The following is a 20,652-nucleotide window of genomic DNA, read 5'->3' on the forward strand; positions in this document are numbered from 1 at the left end:
TCAGTTCTCAATCGAGAGGATCGGCATTGCCTGCGTATAGGGGGACGAAGGATTGGAAGCTGTCGACCTGATCCTCAGCCAGAAGAAATCGTGGCTGCCCAGGGTCAGCGTCAGCGTCCCGTCCTCGTTGATGCCAGGAAATGGCTGGCCGCCAAACACGTCACGGAGACCGCGCCCGCTGTAATCGGGGATGCGCAGCCTGGCGGCCACTGGATGCTGCGAGAGGTTGAAAGCACACAGAATGGATTCGCCGTCCACCCCCGCCGAGTTGCCGTTGGGCAACTCACGGAGGTAAGCCAGCACGGCGTCGTGGTCGGCCTCGACATGCTTGAAGGCACCGAGGCCGAAAGCGGGATGGTTCCTGCGCACGCTGAGGATCTGCCGCGTCCAGCGGAGCAGGGATCCCGAGTGGGCGGCCTCGGCTTCGACGTTTGCCATGTTGTAGCTGTAAACCAGCGACTGGATGACCGGCAGGTAGAGCTTTCCGGGGTCCGCATTGGAGAAGCCTGCGTTCCGGTCGGGGTTCCACTGCATGGGGGTCCGGACCGCGTCCCGGTCCTCAAGCCAGATGTTGTCCCCCATGCCGATCTCGTCCCCGTAGTAAAGGAACGGGCTGCCCGGTAGCGACAGCAGCAGGGCATTGATGAGTTCAATTTCAGCCCGCGAGTTATCCAGCAGGGGCGCGAGCCGGCGTCGGATGCCGATGTTCGCACGCATGCGGGGATCCGGCGCATACCAGCCCAGCATCGCTGCGCGCTCGTCAGCGGTCACCATCTCAAGGGTGAGCTCGTCATGGTTGCGCAGGAACGTGCCCCACTGGGCGCCGTCGGGAATGTCAGGGGTGTCCTGCATCGTCTCGATGATGGGCGCGGCCTTTTGGTCCCGGAGCGCGTAGTACAGCCGGGGCATGATCGGGAAGTGGAAGGCCATGTGGCACTCAGGTGCCTCGTCCGTCCCGAAGTACTCCACCACCTCATTGGGCGGCTGGTTGGCTTCGGCAATGATCACGCGGCCGGGGTAGCTTTCGTCCACCATGGCGCGGAGCTTCCGGAGGAAGTCATGCGTGGCGGGCAGGTTCTCGCAGTTGGTTCCCTCCTCCTCGAAGAGGTAGGGGATGGCATCGGCACGGAACCCGTCGATGCCCTGGTCCAGCCAGAACCGCACCACGTCGAAGAGGGCGTCGATGACCTTGGGGTTCTCAAAATTCAGGTCAGGCTGGTGGCTGAAGAACCGGTGCCAGAAAAACTGCCGGCGGATCGGGTCGAAGGTCCAGTTCGATTCCTCGGTGTCCACGAAGATGATGCGGGCGTCCTGGTACTTCTCGTCCGTGTCGCTCCAGACGTAGAAGTCGCCGAAGGGCCCGTCCCGGTCCTTCCGCGACTCCTGGAACCAGGGGTGCTGGTCGGAGGTGTGGTTCAGGGGCAGGTCGATGATGACCCGCACTCCCCTGGCATGCGCCTCGGCAACCAGCCGCTTGAAGTCGGTGATGGTACCGAATTCATCCAGGACCGAGTTGTAGTCGGAGATGTCATAACCCCCGTCGCGCAGCGGCGACTGGAAGAACGGCGGCAGCCAGAGGCAGTCCACCCCCAGCCACTGCAGGTAGTCAAGCCTGTCGATGAGGCCCGAGAAGTCTCCCGAGCCGTCACCGTTGGCATCCGCAAAAGCTCTGACGAGGACCTCGTAGAAAACGGCTTTCCGGTACCACAGCGGATCGTGCTGCAGGCCCGGCGCATTCAGTTCGAAGGTGCCCTTCGGTGTGAAATGCTGGCCCGAACTTTGCGGGTTGAAACTCACTGATGAGTTCTCCTCACGCTCAGGATGTGTGCGGGCTCAACGTGCGGATCCAGGCGGACGTAGTTGAACTCGCCCCACTCCCAGCTTTCACCGGAGATGAGGTCGTCAACGTGGAAGCCGCCGTTCGCAGTGAGGTCCTGGGGGTCCAGCTCGAGCGCAGCCAGGTCCAGTGCAACACTGCATTCCTTGGTGACGTGCGGATCGACGTTGACCACCACAATGATGGTGTCCTTGGATCCGTCGGCGAGGGTTTTGTGCTTGGAGTACACAACCGTCGAATCGTCAGTGCTGTGGTGCACCGTCAGGTTCTGCAGGTCCTGCAGCGCCGGGTGGGTGTGCCGCAATTCGTTCAGCCTGGTGATGTAGGGGGCGAGGGTCCGCCCGGACTGCGCTGCTGCGTCCCAGTCCCGTGCCTTGTATTCGAACTTCTCGTTGTCGATGTACTCCTCGGCCCCTGGCCGGGCAACATGTTCGTACAGTTCGTAGCCCGCGTAAACGCCCCACAGCGGGCTTGCCGTGGCGGCCAGGGCTGCCCTGATCTTAAACGCCGCGGGCCCGCCGAACTGAAGGTATTCGGTGAGGATGTCCGGGGTGTTCACAAAGAAGTTGGGCCGGAAGAAGGCCGGCGACTCGTGGCTGACCTCGTGGAAGTACTGCTCAATTTCCTTTTTGGTGTTGCGCCACGTGAAGTAGGTGTAGGACTGCTGGAAGCCTGCGCGGCCCAGCGCGTGCATCATGGCCGGGCGGGTGAAGGCCTCGGCGAGGAAGACGACTCCGGGAACTTCCTTATTAACCTGCGCAATGAGCCATTCCCAGAACCACACGGGTTTGGTATGCGGGTTATCCACGCGGAAAATCTTTACGCCGTGGCTGACCCAGAGCAGGACAATGCGGAGAATTTCGTTGGAGAGCCCCTCGGGGTCGTTATCGAAATTGAGCGGATAAATGTCCTGGTACTTCTTGGGCGGGTTTTCCGCATAGGCGATGCTGCCGTCCACCCGGGTAGTGAACCACTCGGGATTCGACTGGACCCAGGGATGGTCCGGGGCAGCCTGCAGGGCCAGGTCCAAAGCCACTTCCAGGCCCAGTTCATTGGCCCGTGCCACAAAGGCGTCAAAGTCGTCAAAAGTTCCAAGGTCAGGGTGGATGGCGTCGTGGCCGCCCTCCTTGGCGCCGATCGCCCACGGCGAGCCGGGATCGTTCGGGCCGGCGATCAGGGTGTTGTTGGGTCCCTTGCGGTGCTGGACACCGATGGGGTGGATGGGCGGCATGTAAAGGACGTCGAAGCCCATGGCGGCGACGGCGTCGAGCCGTTGCGCGGCGGTGCGGAAGTTTCCTGAGGTCCAGGTGCCCGTGTTGTGGTCCAGGACTGCACCTTCAGAGCGGGGGAAGAACTCGTACCAGGCGCCCCGGCCGGCCAGGTCCCGCTCCACCAGGAGCGGGTACTGCTGGGAGACGGTGACGAGTTCGCGGATCGGCTGGTGCGCGACGACCCCGGCCACTTCGTGGCTGAATCCGGCCCCGAGCCGCTCCTCGGTGCTGAGGGACGTGTCGGCCAGCCTGTCCGCGGCGCCGCGGAGGACGCCCCTGTCCCACTCGCTGCGGGAGCCGTCGTCGGACGCTTCACGGAGCAACGCGGCACCCTCGGCGAGCATCAGCTCAACGTCGATGCCGGCCTCCACCTTCACCTCGGCGTTGTGGTGCCAGGTGCCGTAGCGGTCGTGCCAGGCTTCAATGACGAAGGACCAGTTGCCAGTGTCCGACGGCGTGAGGACGCCTTCCCAGCGGTCCGTTCCCATACCGCGTTCCCCGCGGGGCGGGGCGAGCCTGACGCGCTGGCGTTCGTTGCCCTCCGGATCCAGGAGCACGGCACTGACCCCAAGCTGGTCATGCCCTTCCCGGAACGCGGTGGCGCCCACCACGATTCCCTCGCCAGGCAGGGCCTTGGCGGGAAACTTTCCACCCTCCACCACCGGCTGCACGGCCGTGATGGGGAAACGTCCAAACCGGAGGCCGTCCGTGATGGGGCCCTGCGGCTTTTTCTCTGATGCGGCAATGGTTCCTGAGTTAGTCGTCACAGGCTCGACGTTAGCGAGAAATGCGCAGGATTGCTAAGCCTGCGCACTAATTTCGTTGTGACCCGTGTCATTTCCCAGACGCCGAGGGTCATTTACCCAAAAGACACGCAATCCTGGTTCCAGCTGCCGATGTTGTCCGTTAGTGTGACGCAGGTGAAGGCAATCCGCAGGTTTACGGTCCGTACAGTCCTCCCCGAACCCATCCGGCCGCTGGTCCGGCTGGCAAGTAATTTGCGCTGGTCCTGGCACCGCCCAACGCGCGAGCTTTTCGCCGGGCTGAACCCGCGGCTCTGGGTGGAGAGCGGTGAGGACCCTGTCGGTTTCCTGGGTTTGGTAAGCCGGGAAGAATTCCAGCAGCTTGCCTCGAACCAATCCGTGGTGGAACGGGTCCGCGCCGCAGAGGAGGACCTTGACCGGTACCTGGAGGAGCCCCGCTGGTACCAAAGCCTGGGCCCGGACGCACCGGCGTCAATTGCCTACTTCTCCCCCGAATTCGGTATCACCGAGGTCCTCCCGCAGTACTCCGGCGGCCTGGGGATCCTGGCCGGCGACCACCTCAAGGCGGCCTCGGACCTGGGCGTGCCCCTGATTGGAGTGGGCCTGCTCTACCAGGCCGGATACTTCAAGCAGTCGCTGTCCCGGGACGCCTGGCAGCAGGAAACCTACCCGGTCCTGGATCCGGACGGCCTGCCGCTCACCCTGCTCCGCGAGCCTTCCGGCGACGGCAACGGCCGGCCGCTGCAGATCTCCCTGCCGCTCCCCAACAACCGCCGGCTGCTGGCACACATCTGGCGCGCCGACGTCGGACGCGTCCCGCTGCTGCTCCTGGACTCGAACGTCCCGGGCAACGACGAAGCCGCGCGCAGCATCACGGACCGTCTCTACGGCGGCGGCGGAGACCACCGGCTGCAGCAGGAACTGCTGCTCGGTATGGGCGGGGTCAAGGCGTTGCGTGCTTTCCAGAAGCTCACCGGCACAGGCGCTCCGGAGGTGTTCCACACCAATGAAGGCCACGCAGGTTTCCTGGGCATCGAACGCATCCAGGAGCTGATGTCCGGGGACGAGGCCTTGACGTTCGATGAGGCTTTGGCCGCAGGCCGTGCCTCCACCGTTTTCACCACGCACACCCCGGTGCCTGCCGGCATCGACAGGTTTGAGATCTCCCAGATCCACCATTTCTTCCAGGCGGGGCTCGCCCCGGCTGTGCCCGTGGACAGGATCCTGGAGCTGGGCCGCGAGAATTACGCCGCCGGCAACCCCTCCGTGTTCAACATGGCCGTGATGGGCCTGCGGCTGGCGCAGCGGGCAAACGGCGTGGCCAAGCTGCACGGCGAAGTGTCCCGCGGGATGTTCTCCGCGCTGTGGCCCGGCTTCGACCATTCGGAAGTGCCCATCACCTCCGTGACCAACGGTGTGCACGTGCCCACCTGGGTGGACAGCCGCATCTCCCGGCTCGCCCGGGAGCAGTTCGGCAGCGAAGCTGAAGCGAACGGCCGCTGGGACCTTGCCTATAACGTCAGCGACGCCGATGTGTGGGAGCTGCGCCGCGAGATGAGGAGCGCCCTGGTTGACGACGTCCGCCGCAGGCTGCGGGCGGCGTGGAAGAAACGCGGCGCGGCCGATGCCGAGCTGCGCTGGACGGACAAGGTGCTGGACCCGGACGTGCTCACCATCGGGTTCGCGCGCCGTGTGCCCACCTACAAGCGCCTCACCCTGATGCTGCGCGAGCCGGACCGGCTCAAGGCACTCCTCCTGCACAAGGAGCATCCGATCCAGCTGGTGATTGCCGGCAAGTCCCACCCTGCGGACGACGCCGGAAAGAAGATGATCCAGGACCTGGTCCGCTTCACCGACGACCCGGAGGTCCGCCACCGCATCGTCTTCCTGCCCAACTACGACATCGCGATGGCGCGGACGCTGTTCCCGGGCTGCGACGTGTGGCTGAACAACCCGCTCCGGCCGCTTGAGGCCTGCGGAACGTCCGGCATGAAGGCCGCGCTTAACGGTTCGCTGAACCTGTCCGTCCTGGACGGCTGGTGGGATGAGATGTACGACGGCGAGAACGGCTGGGCTATTCCCACGGCCAATAACGACGCATCCCCCGATGAACGCGACGACATCGAGGCCGCCGCGCTCTACGAGCTCCTTGAGACGCAGGTCGCCCCGCGGTTCTATGGCAGCACCGTTTCGGAAGGAGCCGGAGCTGCGGGTCCGTCGACGTCGGGCACGGAGAAGGTGCCCACGCACTGGGTGTCCATGATCAAGCACACCCTTTCGCACCTCGGCCCGGCGGTTTCGGCCGAGCGCATGCTGCGCGACTACGTGAACATCCTCTACCGTCCGGCAGCGGAGGCGGGCCGGAGCGCCGGCGCCAACTCCTACTCCCAGGCCCGGCTGCTTGCAGCGTGGACGGCAAAGGTCCGTACCGCGTGGCCGCAGGTGCACGTGGAGCATGTGGACTCGGTGGGAGTCTCCGAGGATCCGCAGATCGGCGACACGCTCCAGGTGAACGCCTACGTGGCGCTGAACAGCCTCACCCCTGATGACGTCAGCGTGGAGGTGGCCTACGGCCGGGCGGAGGAAAGCGACACCCTCACGGACATCACCGTGGTGGAACTGAAGGTCCAGGAAGACCTGGGCAGCGGCCGCCACCTGTTCAGCGGCTCCCTGGTGATCGACCGCTCGGGGTCCTTCGGCTACACCGTCCGCGTGCTGCCGAAGCATGATGCGCTGGCGTCGAAAGCCGAGCTGGGCCTGATCGTCAACGCATAACAGGCAGGGCCCGAACCACTGCAGGAGGATTCCATGAACGACCGCACTGTGGCAGACCTGATCGTGGAACGGCTCACAACGTGGGGCGTCAACCGTGTGTTCGGGTACAGCGGCGATGGGATCAACGGGTTCATGGGTGCCCTCCGCCGTGCGGAGGGCCGGGTCGAATTCGTTCAGGCCCGGCACGAGGAGACCGCTGCGTTTATGGCGGTGGGCCATGCGAAGTACACCGGCGGGGTGGGTGTGGTCACGTCCACGCAGGGGCCGGGGGCGGTCCACCTCCTCAATGGCCTCTACGACGCCAAGCTCGACGGCGTGCCCGTGGTGGCCATAGTGGGGCAGCAAAGCAGGACGGTGCTGGGGTCGGCCTACATGCAGGAGATTGAGCTGACCGTCCTGTTCAAGGACGTTGCTGCCCAGTTTGTGCAGCAGGTCAACGCCCCCGAGCAGCTTCCCATGGTGCTGGACCGCGCCTTCCGCACAGCCAAGGCCACCTCCTCGCCGTGCGTGGTGATCCTGCCGCACGACATCCAGTCCGCGCCCGCACCGGAGCTGGAACAGGAACACGGCGTGGTGGTTACCGCACCGTCCTGGAGCACGTCGGCCAAGACACCCCGGGAGGAAGACCTGGACGCTGCGGCGGCCATCCTCAACAATGCGCAGCGGGTGGCGCTTCTCGTTGGCCAGGGCGCCAGGCACGCGGCCGCGGAAGTGGTGGCTGTGGCGGAGCAGCTGGGGGCGGGCATCGCCACGAGCCTCCTGGGCAAGCCATATATGGACGAGACCTTACCTTTCGCCGTGGGCACCATGGGACACCTCGGCACCACCGCCAGCGCCCATCTGCTGGGCAACTGCGATGCGCTGCTGATCGTCGGCTCGAACGATCCCTGGACCGAGTTCTATCCCCCGCCCGGGGCTGCCAGGGCCGTCCAGATCGATATCGACGAGCGGAAGATCGGCAACCGCTACCCCGTGGAAGTGGGACTGGCAGGAGACGCCGCAAGCGCCCTCCAGGCCCTTGGCACGCGGCTCAATCAGCGGCCGCGCGGGCAATGGCGCGAGGACGTCGAACAGGAAGTGACGCGCTGGCGGGCCCTGGCCGAAGAACGCGCCGCGGTACCTGCCCGGCCCATGAACCCGGAGCGCGTGGTGCGGGAGCTCAACGGCAGGCTTCCGGCCAACGCCCAGGTGAGTGTCGACGTCGGCAGTTGCGTTTACTGGTATGCCCGCCAGCTGGTCCTTCCGCAGGGGGTGCCGGCCCACCTTTCCGGGACGCTGGCCAGCATGGGCTGCTCCATCCCGTACGGCATTGCGGCCAAGCTTGCCCACCCCGGCCGGCCGCTGGTGGCGCTGTCCGGGGACGGCGCCATGCAGATGTCAGGAATCGCCGAGCTGGTGACGGTGGCGCACCGCTGGCGGCAGTGGGAGGACCCCCGGTTCGTCGTCTGCGTCTTCAACAACCGGGAGCTCACCGAAGTGACGTGGGAGCAGCGCGAGTCCGAGGGCGAGCCGCGATTCCGGGACAGCCAGGAACTGCCTGACTTCCCGTTCGCGGGTTATGCCGAACTGCTGGGCCTCACGGGCATCCGGGTGGACGATCCCGAGCTTCTCGGCGATGCCTGGGAGCGCGCTTTTGCGGCCGACCGTCCGGTGGTGATCGAAGTGCTCACCGATCCGGAGGTTCCCCTCCTGCCGCCCTTCCCGGGAGGCCGGGAGAAGGCGGAGAACATGCGCAAGGCCCTGGCGGAGGAACCGGGAGGCAGCCGGGCACAGGACCTGCTGGAGACCTATGCGGGGCAGGAAGAACGCCCCTAGGTCCGCTGCGGTGATTGTCAGAGCAGTACTGCGGTAACGGACAGGTCCTTGCCGGCGTAGCGCTCGGCGTCCTGGAGGATTTCGCAGATGACCCCGAAGGACCGGTCAGCGCGGAAAGGCGCTGCAACCTGCCACAGCACCGTGACCGGCGGGTTGCCGTTGTCCGTGATGCTGTCCGCGAAGTCATGCAGGGAATCGTTCAGGGCATCAAGGTTGACGCCGTAGTGTTCGGGGAATTCCAGGACCTCGCCAAAGGTTTCCAGGACTGCCTTCTTGCTGTCGGCAGCGGGAACCACGAGGCTGCGGCGGCCGGAATCGGCCACCTGCTCCTGCAGTTCTTCCAAAGTCCATGTCTCGCCGGAGTAGATCTTCATTGGTGCCTAGCTGCCTTCTGCTATGAATCGAAACGTCTCGTAGTGGTCATCCGTGTAGTACTTTTCGCCGCCGTCGCCCGCAACAATGCGCCGTGCTCCCCGGTCTGATTCTCCCGGCGTGGGTACCGTATATTCCCGGTAGTAGCCCCGGTCCCGCCGCGGCAGGACCCGCTCGAAGTTTCCGAAGGTCTGGTCGTCCTGGCTGTAGCGGTACGGTCCCCCGGCACGAATGAGGGCGAGGGTCCTGCGGCCTTCAGCCGGCAAGGCCGACTCGCGCACCTCCGGCAGGCCGGACGGGTTGACCTGCGCCGGGGGCTTCGGTGGGGCATCTGCCTTCCCGGGGCCGGCCGCAGCGGGCCCTGTCGCGGGGGAACCCGTTGCAGCCCCCGGTGCAGGCGTGGCACTGGACCCAACCTCCGGCGTCGTACTTTTCGTCAGTTGGCCCAGGATCCCGGTGCCGCCGAAGGCGAGCAGCCCCAGCACCACGAGCGCAGTGAGCAGCAGGGGCAGGATAGTGCGGTTGCGCATTAGGTTGTTCCCCGGGGCCTCAGGTGCGGTAGATATTGATGGAGTTGGCTTCCACGAGGTCCTTCTCCCCGGAAGCCACTTTGCTGCCCTGGCGGAGCTCGTGCAGCGGTGTGGTGGTCAGCCGCAGCTCGAACTTCGTGTGCGGGGTGCCCTGGGCGATGATCCGGGGCAGCGTGATGTGAACGTCGGAGGTGCTGCCGTTCACCACCACCAGGCCGGCCAGCGTCCCGTCGTCCGAACCGAGCAGGAGTTGCATCACGCGGTGCTGCGGATCGTTCCAGCGTTCCATGGACATGGGCTGCCCGGCCTGGTCGAACCAGTACAGGTAGGACTGCTCATCAAGGACCGGGAACTCATGGGGCTGCGCGGCGAGGAACTCCTTCCGCAGGCGGATGTACCGTTTGGTGGTCCGAAGCATTTCGTGCGACTCGGGGGTCCTGGTCCAGTCCAGCCAGGCGAGGGCGTTGTCCTGGCAGTACGCGTTGTTGTTCCCCTGCTGGGTCCGGCCCAATTCGTCTCCGGCCGTGATCATGGGGACGCCGATGGAAATTAACAGCGTGGCCATGAGGTTACGGCGGGACTGCGCGCGCTTGGCCAGGATGGCGCCGTCCTCGGTGGGGCCTTCAAACCCGTGGTTATAGCTGCGGTTGTCGCCGTGGCCGTCCCGGTTCTGCTCACCGTTCGCCTCGTTGTGTTTGCGGTCGTAGGAGACGAGGTCGTTCAGGGTGAAGCCGTCATGGGCCGTGATGTAGTTGACCGAGGCAAGCCGGGAGCGGCCGGACGCCGCAAAGAGGGCGGCGGAGCCGGACATCACGTCCGCAAGCCTGGCCACCGATCCGCCCTGCCCGCCGGATTCGAGGGAAGCACGGTCTGCCAGCCAGAATGAGCGCACGGTGTCACGGAAGTGGTCGTTCCAGTCCGCCCAGCCGGCCGGGAAACGCCCGGTTTGCCAGCCGCCATAACCAATGTCCCAGGGTTCGGCGATCAGCTTCACGTCGGACAGGACGGGATCGGCCGCAACGGCAACCAGGAACGGGTGCTGGGGATCGAACTCGTTGGCATCGTTGCGGCAGAGCGTCACGGCAAGGTCGAACCGGAAGCCGTCGATGTGGAACTCGTCCACCCAGTGGCGCAGGGAGTCGACCACCAGTTGGACCACCTGGGGCTCAGCGAAGTTCAAGCTGTTGCCGCAGCCCGTGGTGTCCACGTACTTGCCGTTCCCGTCCGTCCGGTAGTAGGTGTCCTCCCCCAGCCCGCGGAAGCTCAGGGCCTGGCCGTCCGGCCCGCCTTCTGCCGTGTGGTTGTACACAACGTCCAGGATGACTTCCAGCCCTGCGGCATGGAGCGCCTTGACCAATCCCTTGAACTCGTCCTGGACGGCCTGGGGTCCCGCTTCCTGGGCCGCTTTGGTGGCGTAGCCGGGGTGCGGGGCGAAAAAGGCCGCCGTGTTGTATCCCCAGTAGTTGGTCAGTCCCAGGTCCTGCAGGTGCGGCTCATCAAGGTGGAAGTGCACCGGCAGCAGCTGGACGGCCGTGATTCCGAGGCTTTTCAGGTGTTCGATGATGGCTGGGTGCGCCATGCCGGCGTAGGTGCCCCGGAGCTCCTGGGGCAGGTCCGGGTGGAGCATGCTCTGGCCGCGGACGTGGGCCTCGTAGATGATGGTGTCGCGCCATTCCAGGCGGAGCCGCGCGTCCTGTCCCCAGTCAAAGTCGCTTGCCATCCGCACACTGGTCAGGAATCCGTCGCGCTGGTCCACTGCCTGGCCGTAGGGGTCCAGCAGCAGCGGCTGGCCGCCGTCGTCATTAACGTCCCGGGTGGGCACGGCAAGCGGTAACGACTGTTCGGTTGCTGCCGGGCGGAACCCGTACCGTGAGCCGTACGGCAGGTGGTCCACGATGCCGTGATGGACGCCGTGGGTGACGTTGGGCAGCGCCTGTACGCGCCAGTCAGCGCCCGGCGCCCTGTAGACGATTTCCAGGCTTCGCACGCCGGGGGCGTAGCAGGCCACGTTGGCCCGCGCGCCCGGCCTCCCGTTTCCGGCCGGACCCGCAGCGGCTGTATCCGCGCGCGGGACAGTCACACCGAGTGGAAGGGCCGTTGAGGCGTCCGTGGTGGAAGCAGTGTCGAAGAGCGGCATAACCATCACCTAAAATATTAGCCGCCAAGGGCACATCGCCTGCCTACGCGTCATCGTGGGGCGTAGGCAGGCCGGGAAAACGGAACCTTTGTTACTGTGCCGTTGTTACTTGGCCGCGCGCTGGCGGGATACTTCGTACAGCGAGATGCCCACTGCCATGGAGGCGTTGAGGGATTCCATGGCCGAGTCGATGGGGATCGAAACAATCTGGTCGCAGTTCTCCCGGACCAGGCGGCTGAGGCCCTTGCCTTCCGAGCCCACCACGATGCACACCGGTTCGGTGGCCAGCGTGAGGTCGGGAAGCGAAACGTCGCCGTCTCCGTCAAGGCCCAGCACAAAGATGCCCATATTCTTGAACTGCTTCAGCGCACTGTTGAGGTTGGACGCCCGTGCCACCGGCACCCGGACCGCTGCCCCTGCACTGGTTTTCCAGGCCGAGGCGGTGACCCCCACCGAGCGGCGTTCGGGGACAATCACGCCATGGCCGCTGAAGGCGGAGACGGAGCGGATGATGGCGCCCAGGTTGCGGGGATCAGTGATGCCGTCCAGGGCTACGAAGAGCGGCGCGTTGGCGACGTGCCCCTTCTTCCACTTATCCACCGTTTCTTCGGCGAGGTCGTAGGCGTCCTGGTACTCGTACGGCGGGATCTGCAGGACCAGGCCCTGGTGGACCGCGTCATCAGTCATCCGGTCCAGTTCCGGTTTGCCGGTTTCCAACAGCGGAATGCCGCGTTCGGCCGCGATCTTCAGGGACTCCTTGACCCGGTCATCCATTTCGATGCGGATGGCGATGTGCAGTGCTTTGGCGGGGATGCCGGCCCGGAGCGCTTCAACCACGGAGTTCCGGCCCGTGACCACTTCCTCCGTGGCCCGTCCCTTGGGGCCGGACTTGGCTGCGCCGGCACTGCGTGCGCCCGTGCCGCGCTTGGCGGCGGAGCGCTCAGCGAGCTGCTTGGACTTGTGCGCTTTATGGTACGGGCGGTCCTCCGCCTTGGGCGTGGGGCCCTTGCCTTCGAGGGCCTTGCGGCCATGGCCACCGGTTCCGATGGTTGGGCCCTTCTTCGCTTTAACCGATCGGCGACCATTGTTGGCCATTGTGTTCCACCCTTGATTGTGTTGACTGCGTCTGCTTACCAGTCTACTGAACCCAGTAAAATCGCCTGACCCGGGGTTGCCTGCGGGAAAAATTCCCTGTTCAGTCCCGCTTCAGGCTCCAGGTTGCGCCGTCCGGGCCATCCTCCACGACGACGCCGGCGGCGGCCAATGTGTCCCGGATGGCGTCGGAGGCGGTCCAGTCTTTTTCGGCGCGGGCGGCGGCCCGGGCTTGCAGCTGCGCCTGGACCAGGACCTCCAGCGCTGTTGCTTCCTTGCCGCTGCCGGAATCGTTGCCCGCCACGGCATTGAGCCCAAGCACCTCGGTCATCATCACCACGGCGTACATGGCGTGGCGGCCGGCGTCGTCATCCCCGTCGGCGAGGGCGGTGTTCCCGGCGCGGACCGTCTCGTGGAGCGCCGCCAGTGCACGCGGGACGTTGAGGTCGTCGTCCATTGCCTCGGTGAAGGTACGGACAGCTTCGGTTGACGAGCCGAAGTTGCCGTCGACAATGCTGACGTCGTTGCCGAAACGGGCTGAGGCTTTGGCGAGGAAACCGTCAATGCGTTCGACGGCAGCGGCAGCCTCCTGCAGTGACGTGGGCCGGTAGTCCAGGATGGAGCGGTAGTGGGCCTGGCCGAGGTAGTAGCGGACCACCCTGGGTGGGGCAAGTTCCAGCATCTCGGCAGGGCTGATGGTGTTTCCGATGGACTTGGACATCTTTTCGCCCTGGTAGGTGACCATGCCGTTGTGCATCCAGAAGTTGGCGAACGGGTGGCCCGCGGCTTGGGACTGGGCCAGCTCGTTTTCATGGTGCGGGAACCTCAGGTCCAGCCCGCCGCCATGGATATCAAACTCGGTGCCGAGGTATTTGGTGACCATGGCGGAGCATTCCAGGTGCCAGCCCGGGCGGCCGGCGCCCCACGGGGAAGACCAGCTGGCGGTTGCCGGTTCGCCGTCCTTGGAACCCTTCCACAGCGCGAAGTCGCGGGGGTCCCTCTTCCCCCGCGGATCAGCATCCGGAGCTGCCTGCATGTCGTCAATGTTCTGCCTGGTCAGGGCCCCGTATTTGCTCCAGGACCGGACGTCGAAGTAGACGTCGCCGGACCCGTCCAAGGCGGGGTAGGCGTGCCCGCGGTCCATCAGGTGCTGGATGAGGGCATGCATTTCCGGAATGTGGCCAGTGGCGCGGGGTTCGTAGGTGGGCCGCGAGACCCCGAGGGTGTCGTACGCCTTCAGGAATTCCTGTTCATAGCGGTACGCCAACGCCCACCACTCCTCCTGGACCACTTCGCCGGGCTCCGGCGTAAAGTCCGCCGCGAACGACGCTTCCGACTTGGCGAGGATCTTGTCATCGATGTCAGTGACGTTCCGGACTACCGTGACCCGCAGGCCGCGGTAGGTCAGCCAGCGGGTGAGCTGGTCAAAAGCGATGGCGGAGCGGATGTGGCCAACGTGGGGCATGCCCTGCACCGTGGCCCCGCAGTAGTAGAGGCTGGCCTTGCCCTCGACGAGGGGGACGAAGTTCCGGACTTCGGCGGAGGCGGTGTCATAGAAGCGCAGGGTCACCGCTCCAGATTAGCCGATGGCGCCGGAGTGGCTCGGATACACCAGGGCAGTGGCCAGCGCGGAGATGCCTTCGCCCCTCCCGGCGAAGCCCAGGCCGTCGCTGGTGGTTGCCGTGACGCTGATGGGGGCACCGGCGGCTTCACTGAGGACCTCCTGCGATTCCTCCCGGCGGGGACCGAATTTGGGCCGGTTGGCAACGAACTGGACTGCGACGTTGCCGATCTCGAAGCCGGCTGCCCTCACGATCCGTGCTGCCTCGGTGAGGAGGGTGACCCCGGAGGCGCCGGCGAATTCAGGACGGCTGGTTCCGAAGTGGGTGCCAAGGTCGCCGATCCCGGCGGCAGAAAACAGGGCGTCAGCGGCTGCGTGGGCAACGGGGTCGCCGTCCGAGTGCCCGGCGAGGCCGCGTTCGCCTTCCCAAAAGAGCCCGCCAAGCCACAGCGGGCGCGGGGCATCTTCCGGGGCGTAGGCGTGGACGTCGATGCCGATGCCGGTACGGGGCAGGACCATGTTGCCCGGCATGATCAGCCCTCCACCCAGCGGGCGCCCAAGGGCCCTTCGAGGAGGCCCTCGGCGAGGATCAGATCCAGCGGAGTGGTGATCTTCAGTGACTGGCTGGAGCCGCGCACGGCATGGACCGGGGTGCCGAGCATTTCCACGAGCATGGCGTCATCGGTGACGGCGGCGGACTGCTGCTCGTCCAGGGTTCCCGCGGCTTCGTGCGCCTTGACGAGGGTGCTGAGCCGGAAGCCCTGCGGCGTCTGGACGGCGCGCAGGTTCTCGCGCGGCGCCGTCCCGGTGACAACCTCCGGCGCCAGGGCGCTGTCCTGGCCGGTAGTCGCGGCCACTGTTTTGACCGTGTCCACGACGGCAACAGCAGGAATAACCGCCTCAGCTCCGGCGGCCAGTGCGTCCACCACCCGGTGGAAGACCGCTTCGGGGGTCAGGGCCCGGGCAGCATCGTGCACCAGCACCGCGTCGATCCCATCCATCAGCGCGGCCATGCCCGCGCGGACGGATGCAGCCCGGGTGGCGCCGCCGTCAACCAGGGAAAGGAGGGGGCCGCCGTCGGCCAGTTCCTCGCGGAAGTCCTCGCACAGCTGCCGGAGGGCCGTGTCTGAGGCCGGGAGCGCGATGCACACCTGGCTGCTGACTCCGGACGTGACAATGCCCCGGAGGGCGTGCATCAGGATAGGTTCGCCGCCCAGCGGCACTGCTGCTTTGGGCATGCCGTAGCCGAGCCGCTGCCCGGAACCGGCGGCCACCAGGATCACTGCCGTGACGGGGCGCGGAGGAGTTTCACTCATGCGGACTAGCCTACGTGCCAGCGGCAGGCCCCGCCCGGACCTGAATCCGGGCAAAAAGAAGCCCCGGCGGCACTTGGGTGCCACCGGGGTTCAATTCTTAGGAAGCCAGGACCTCGTCGAGAACGCTTGCAGCCTTCTCCTCGTCGGTCTTTTCAGCCAGCGCCAGTTCTGAAATCAGAATCTGCCGGGCTTTGGCCAGCATTCGCTTCTCGCCTGCGGAAAGGCCCCGGTCGTGATCCCGGCGCCACAGGTCACGGACGACCTCTGCCACCTTGATGACGTCACCGGAAGCAAGCTTCTCCAGATTTGCCTTGTACCTGCGTGACCAGTTGGTGGGTTCTTCGGTGAACTCGGCACGAAGCACATCAAACACGTGCTCCAGGCCTTCCTTGCCCACAACGTCCCGAACGCCAACAAGATCAACATTCTCTGCTGGAACTTCAATGGTCAGATCACCCTGAGCCACCTTGAGCTTGAGATACATTTTCTCTTCGCCCTTGATGGTGCGCATCTTGATTTCTTCAATCTTCGCAGCACCGTGGTGAGGGTAAACTACTGTCTCGCCGACCTCAAATACCATGTGGACATTTCCCCTTTCCCGCAGACCAGTTTATCACGATTCAGGCATATGCCCGGCCGCGAAAAGGGCCACGAACCGCGAAAATACGCGGAAAATCGGCACAATCGACCCCCTTCACCCCCTTGACGAACGCGGATAATAGTGCATTCCGGAGGTGCTGCCAAGGGCGATATGACGGCGTCGAATCCTCCTTCCAGCAGCTTTCCGGATAGGCTATGGCTGAATAATCTTTCAAGACTCTCGAGGAGTACGTGACGTGCGTTTCACTGCGATGAACCGGGCCCAGCGCGCCAAGCTGGCACTGACGGGTGCCGCCCTTGGCGTCGGACTGCTGGCGTCGGGCTGCGGCTACACCAATTCCCAGCAGACCAGCGTGCAGTACCAGTCGTCGGACGGGATCATGGCCGACCTCGGTCCGCTCCAGCTGCGCAACATCCTCATTGTGTCCTCCGGGAAGGACCAGCCCGGCCGCGTCATCGGCGCGGTCTACAACTCCTCTTCGCAGGACGTGACCCTGAAGCTCAACGGCGCCGCAGGCTCGCAGACGGAAGTGCCGGTTAAGGCCAATTCCTCTACCCTGCTGAACGACACCACCGCCGAAGCGATCCTGAGCACCACGGGTGATATTCCTGGCTCACTCGTTGACATCAAAATCAGCGAAAGCGGTACCAACATGAGCAACACCGTGAAGGTTCCGGTGCTGGACGCCACGCTGCCCGAGTACAAGGAATACCTGCCGGCAGGCAGCACTCCTTCTCCCAGCCCGTCCGCGACGCCGACGGCTTCCGAACTCGGAGGCGGAAGCGGCCACTAAGGCTGTCCGGAATAAGCAACGCACGTACGAAAAGGGAGGGGCCGGCCGGCCCCTCCCTTTTGTATGAGTCGTTGCACGCCTCCTGTCCGGAGCCGGCAGTCCTACGGCTCGAACTTGTAGCCGAGGCCGCGAACGGTCACCAGGAACCGAGGCGCTGAAGGATCCGGTTCGATCTTCCCGCGCAGCCTCTTAACGTGGACATCGAGCGTTTTGGTGTCGCCCACATAGTCCGAGCCCCAGACACGGTCAATGAGCTGGCCGCGGGTGAGCACCCGGCCCGAATTGCGCAGGAGCATCTCCAGGAGTTCGAACTCCTTTAACGGAAGCAGTACCTGTTCACCGCCCACGCTGACCACATGGCGTTCAATGTCCATCCGGACGGGCCCGGCCTGGACGGTGGAGGAGATCAGTTCCTCCGGTTCACCCTGGCGGCGCAGGACGGCCCTGACCCTTGCCACCAGTTCCCTGGAGGAGTAGGGCTTGGTGACGTAGTCGTCGGCGCCGAGTTCCAGGCCCACCACTTTGTCGATCTCGGAGTCCTTGGCCGTCAGCATGATCACGGGGACGCTGGAGCGCTGGCGAAGCTGGCGGCACACCTCCGTACCGGAGAGCCCGGGAAGCTGGAGGTCCAGCAGCACCAGGTCCGCCCCGTTCCGGTCGAATTCAGTGATGGCATCCAAGCCGTTGTCCACGACCTCCACCTCGAACCCTTCCTTGCCCAGCAAATAGGACAAGGGATCGCTGAACGACTCCTCGTCCTCAACAATCAAAATCCTGCTCAAGCGTTAGCTCCTCGTTCTTTTGCGCCTGCGGCGCGGGGTACTTGGGTGACGGCTGGCTTCCGGTGGCCATGTGCAGCCAGGCCAGGGGCGGCGGCGTGCGGGACCTCGTCCTCGCCCTCCTGCCCTTCCATTTCCGGGAGGCGGAGCGTGAAGGTGGACCCCTGGCCCGGCTGCGACCAGAGGGTCACTTCCCCGCCGTGGTTGGAGGCCACATGCTTGACGATGCTCAGTCCCAGGCCGGTGCCGCCGGTGTGGCGGGACCGGGCCGAGTCCACACGATAGAAGCGCTCGAAGACGCGCTCCTGGTCCTCGGGGCTGAGCCCCTCACCCTGGTCTGTCACGGAGATGGACACCAGTCCTTCCCGGGAGCGGACGCCGATGCCTACCCTGGTATTTGGGGGGCGAGTAGCGGATGGCATTGTCGATCAGATTCCGCAGTGCCGTGACCAGGAGGTCCTGGTCACCGAAGACCTTGCCCTCTGTCCGGCCGCCCACCACTATGCGGATGTTCTTGCTCTCGGCCGGAAGTTGGGACCGGTCCACCGCCTCGGCGATGACCGCGTTGACGTCGACGGGGCGGCCTTCCTGCGTGACGCTTGCGCCCTGCAGCCGGGAGAGTTCGATGATGTCCTGCACCAGGGCGGCCAGCCGCCCGGATTCCTTGTGCATGCGTTTGGCGAAGCGGCGCACTGCTTGTTCGTCGTCGGCCGAGGACTCCAGGGCTTCGGCGAGCAGGGAGATGGCACCGACGGGGGTTTTGAGTTCGTGGGAGACGTTGGCGACAAAGTCGTTCCGGATCTCTTCCGTTCGCGTGATCTCCGTGCGGTCGTCCGCGAGCAGGAGAATGTATTCCTCCCCGAGCATGGCCGCCCGCACCTGGACGATTATGGTGCCCTGTCCCAGGGGGCCGCGCGGAAGCTCCAGCTGCTTCTCCAGGATGACGCCGTCGCGCCGGACTCCTGCCGTCATGTCCAGCAGTTCCTTGTGGACCACGGTGTGCCCGCGCACGAGGCCATAAGCATAGGCGGCCGGGCTGGCGCGGACCACGCCGTCCACAGCGTCCACCACCACAAAGGCACGTCCGACGACGGCCAGCACCTCCGCGGCGCCGGCGGGCAGGGCGATTTCATCGGCGTCAACGTCCAGCAGGTGCCGCTGCTTCTCGCTCACCCTGAAGGCCAGCACGCCGAACGTGCCGAGCGCCAGGCCGATAAGGCCGGCCACCAGACCGATGAGCATAGGATCCACAGCTCCACCTTATGTGCTGGCAGGTGGCCGTCGGCGCGTCCAGGACCGCTGCACCGACGGTTCAACTAACGTTCATCTTCAAGGGCCTAACCGTTTACCGCATACTGGCAGAGTAACGAGTTGGACTGCCGAACGGCGACACGAATTCCGGCTGCCCTGGAGCGGGCGGGACGGAGTTCCAAGGAAAGGACGCCTCAGTGCGCAAGGTTTTTCAGGAAGAGCTCACCCAGGTCGGTGACCAGCTGGTGGAGATCTCCCGCCTGGTCAGCGAAGCCATGGACAAGGCCACCACCTCCTTCCAGGTTGCGGACGTCGACCTCGCCCAGGACGTCATCGCCGCGGATGCCCGCATCGACTTCCTGCAGAACAGCCTGGACGAGCGGGCCATCGACATCCTGGCGCTGCAGGGTCCGGTTGCCAGCGACTTGCGGATGATCGTGGGGTCCCTGCGGATGAGCGCCTCGCTGGAGCGGATGGGCGACCTTGCCCGGCACCTCGCCCAGCTGGCCCGCCTCCGATTCCCCTCCACCGTCATTCCGGAATCCATGACCGGAACGTTCAAGAGCATGGCGGAGCTGGACCAGGAGATCGCAGACAAGCTCACCGTGCTGCTGGAAACGCGCGACCTTGAGGTGGCGCGGGACATCCTGAAAGCGAACACGGCCATCAACGATCTCCACCTCAGCGTGTTCAAGGCCATCGCGGCCCCCGAGTGGGGTGAGACGCCCGCCACCACTGTGGACGTTGCCCTGGCCAGCCGGTACTTCGAGCGCTTCGCGGACCATGGCGTCTCGGTGGCGCAGAAGGTCACTTACCTGGTCACCGGGGCCTGGCACCCGACCGGCATCGAGCACAGCTAACAGCCGACCTTTTGAACAAGCGACGGCGGGCCGGTCACGGAAAGTGACCGGCCCGTCGTCGTACGTTTTTGTGGCTTATTTCTTGCCCTGGTTGGCCACGGCGAGGATGGCCTCGGCAGCTGCATCGGGATCCAGGTAGGTGCCGCCCGGCTTGACCGGCTGGAAATCCTCATCGAGGTCGTAGACCAGCGGGATACCCGTGGGGATGTTCAAGCCGGCGATTGCTTCATCGCTGATGCCGTCCAGGTGCTTGACCAGCGCGCGCAGGGAGTTGCCATGGGCCGTGACCAGGACGGTCTTGCCTGACTTCAGGTCTGCCTTGATGTCCGACTCCCAGTACGGCAGCAGGCGGACCAGGACATCCTTCAGGCACTCGGTGCGCGGCAGGGCGTCGCCCAGGTCGGCGTAGCGGGGGTCGTGCGCCTGGGAGAACTCGGAGTCGTCGTCCAGGGGCGGCGGCGGGGTGTCGTAGGAACGGCGCCATTCCATGAACTGCTCTTCGCCGTATTCGGCGAGGGTCTGGGCCTTGTCCTTGCCCTGCAGCGCGCCGTAGTGGCGTTCGTTCAGGCGCCAGTCGCGCTTGACGGGGATCCAGCCGCGGTCGGCCCTGTCCAGGGAGATGTTTGCGGTGTTGATGGCCCGCTTCAGCAGGGAGGTGTAAAGGATGTCCGGGAGAACATTGTTCTCAACCAGGAGCTCCCCGCCCCGTGCTGCTTCCGTGCGGCCCTGGTCGTTGAGGTCTACGTCCACCCATCCGGTGAACAGGTTCTTGGCGTTCCATTCGCTGTGGCCGTGGCGCAGCAGAATCAGCTTGTAAGTCATGATTTTCATCCTAGCCGAGCGCCGCTGCCGCCCGCCCAGCGTTACAAAGCGTGCCCTGCGGCGGGGGCTGCGGCAA

The 20,652-nt window shown here is 65.2% G+C and carries 16 protein-coding genes and 1 pseudogene; 4 read left to right on the plus strand and 13 right to left on the minus strand.

All coding sequences use genetic code 11. The annotated features are described in order from the left end of the window. Both treS and QFZ70_RS14265 read right to left on the minus strand, forming a co-directional pair. The gene (gene treS / locus QFZ70_RS14260; protein ID WP_307096538.1) at positions 1 to 1,797 is read right to left on the minus strand and encodes a maltose alpha-D-glucosyltransferase; all 1,797 of its coding nucleotides are present in this window, start codon (positions 1,795 to 1,797) and stop codon (positions 1 to 3) included. Then, complete coding sequence (locus QFZ70_RS14265; RefSeq protein WP_307096540.1) at positions 1,794 to 3,875, minus strand: alpha-1,4-glucan--maltose-1-phosphate maltosyltransferase; 2,082 nt, start codon at positions 3,873 to 3,875, stop codon at positions 1,794 to 1,796. The genes treS and QFZ70_RS14265 overlap by 4 nt, the downstream gene beginning before the upstream one ends. 153 nt (positions 3,876 to 4,028) lie before the next feature. Between QFZ70_RS14265 and glgP the strand changes: the two genes are divergently transcribed. Further along, positions 4,029 to 6,647: an alpha-glucan family phosphorylase gene (gene glgP, locus QFZ70_RS14270; RefSeq protein ID WP_307096541.1), complete on the plus strand. Its 2,619-nt coding sequence runs from the start codon at positions 4,029 to 4,031 to the stop codon at positions 6,645 to 6,647. Between the two features lie 33 nt (positions 6,648 to 6,680). Next, on the plus strand, positions 6,681 to 8,462 hold the full coding sequence (locus QFZ70_RS14275; protein WP_307096543.1) for a thiamine pyrophosphate-requiring protein: 1,782 nt from the start codon (positions 6,681 to 6,683) through the stop codon (positions 8,460 to 8,462). Between the two features lie 17 nt (positions 8,463 to 8,479). Here QFZ70_RS14275 and QFZ70_RS14280 read toward each other — a convergent pair whose 3' ends face one another. The 8 genes from QFZ70_RS14280 to QFZ70_RS14315 all read right to left on the minus strand — a co-directional run bounded on the left by QFZ70_RS14280 (position 8,480) and on the right by QFZ70_RS14315 (position 16,050). Beyond that, on the minus strand, positions 8,480 to 8,836 hold the full coding sequence (locus tag QFZ70_RS14280) for a barstar family protein (protein WP_307096544.1): 357 nt from the start codon (positions 8,834 to 8,836) through the stop codon (positions 8,480 to 8,482). 6 nt (positions 8,837 to 8,842) lie between these two features. Next, complete coding sequence (locus QFZ70_RS14285) at positions 8,843 to 9,364, minus strand: ribonuclease domain-containing protein (RefSeq protein WP_307096546.1); 522 nt, start codon at positions 9,362 to 9,364, stop codon at positions 8,843 to 8,845. 19 nt (positions 9,365 to 9,383) lie between these two features. Continuing rightward, positions 9,384 to 11,507, minus strand: coding sequence for a glycogen debranching protein GlgX (gene glgX / locus QFZ70_RS14290; protein ID WP_307096547.1), 2,124 nt, complete (start codon positions 11,505 to 11,507; stop codon positions 9,384 to 9,386). A gap of 99 nt (positions 11,508 to 11,606) precedes the next feature. Next, complete coding sequence (gene rlmB / locus QFZ70_RS14295) at positions 11,607 to 12,596, minus strand: 23S rRNA (guanosine(2251)-2'-O)-methyltransferase RlmB (protein ID WP_307096549.1); 990 nt, start codon at positions 12,594 to 12,596, stop codon at positions 11,607 to 11,609. A gap of 100 nt (positions 12,597 to 12,696) precedes the next feature. Further along, positions 12,697 to 14,163 carry a cysteine--tRNA ligase gene (gene cysS / locus QFZ70_RS14300; RefSeq protein ID WP_307096550.1) on the minus strand — a complete coding sequence of 489 codons (1,467 nt, stop codon included), beginning with the start codon at positions 14,161 to 14,163 and terminating at the stop codon, positions 12,697 to 12,699. Between the two features lie 9 nt (positions 14,164 to 14,172). After that, positions 14,173 to 14,685, minus strand: a complete 513-nt coding sequence (ispF, locus tag QFZ70_RS14305) for a 2-C-methyl-D-erythritol 2,4-cyclodiphosphate synthase (RefSeq protein WP_307096553.1) — start codon at positions 14,683 to 14,685, stop codon at positions 14,173 to 14,175. 2 nt (positions 14,686 to 14,687) lie between these two features. Next, positions 14,688 to 15,470, minus strand: coding sequence for a 2-C-methyl-D-erythritol 4-phosphate cytidylyltransferase (ispD, locus tag QFZ70_RS14310; RefSeq protein ID WP_307096554.1), 783 nt, complete (start codon positions 15,468 to 15,470; stop codon positions 14,688 to 14,690). Positions 15,471 to 15,567: 97 nt separating this feature from the next. Further along, positions 15,568 to 16,050, minus strand: a complete 483-nt coding sequence (locus tag QFZ70_RS14315) for a CarD family transcriptional regulator (RefSeq protein ID WP_011690592.1) — start codon at positions 16,048 to 16,050, stop codon at positions 15,568 to 15,570. Positions 16,051 to 16,321: 271 nt separating this feature from the next. On the opposite strand from QFZ70_RS14315, the gene QFZ70_RS14320 reads away from it, so the two are divergent. Further along, positions 16,322 to 16,864, plus strand: coding sequence for a hypothetical protein (locus QFZ70_RS14320; RefSeq protein WP_307097890.1), 543 nt, complete (start codon positions 16,322 to 16,324; stop codon positions 16,862 to 16,864). Between the two features lie 101 nt (positions 16,865 to 16,965). Here the strand turns inward: QFZ70_RS14320 and QFZ70_RS14325 are convergent, their stop codons facing one another. Both QFZ70_RS14325 and QFZ70_RS14330 read right to left on the minus strand, forming a co-directional pair. Further along, entirely contained in the window at positions 16,966 to 17,646 is a 681-nt protein-coding gene (locus QFZ70_RS14325) for a response regulator transcription factor (protein WP_104043086.1), read from the minus strand. Next, positions 17,643 to 18,885 (minus strand): annotated as a pseudogene (locus tag QFZ70_RS14330) (sensor histidine kinase). The gene QFZ70_RS14325 and the pseudogene QFZ70_RS14330 overlap by 4 nt, the downstream one beginning before the upstream one ends. 206 nt (positions 18,886 to 19,091) lie before the next feature. Here QFZ70_RS14330 and phoU point away from each other — a divergent pair. Next, complete coding sequence (gene phoU / locus QFZ70_RS14335; protein ID WP_307096555.1) at positions 19,092 to 19,754, plus strand: phosphate signaling complex protein PhoU; 663 nt, start codon at positions 19,092 to 19,094, stop codon at positions 19,752 to 19,754. Positions 19,755 to 19,829: 75 nt separating this feature from the next. On the opposite strand, the gene QFZ70_RS14340 is transcribed toward phoU, so the two are convergent. Beyond that, on the minus strand, positions 19,830 to 20,576 hold the full coding sequence (locus QFZ70_RS14340; RefSeq protein WP_307096556.1) for a phosphoglyceromutase: 747 nt from the start codon (positions 20,574 to 20,576) through the stop codon (positions 19,830 to 19,832). Positions 20,577 to 20,652 lie beyond the last annotated feature (76 nt).

The sequence above is a fragment of the Arthrobacter sp. V1I9 genome (genome assembly GCF_030817075.1).
In the GTDB taxonomy this organism is placed as follows: Bacteria; Actinomycetota; Actinomycetes; order Actinomycetales; family Micrococcaceae; genus Arthrobacter.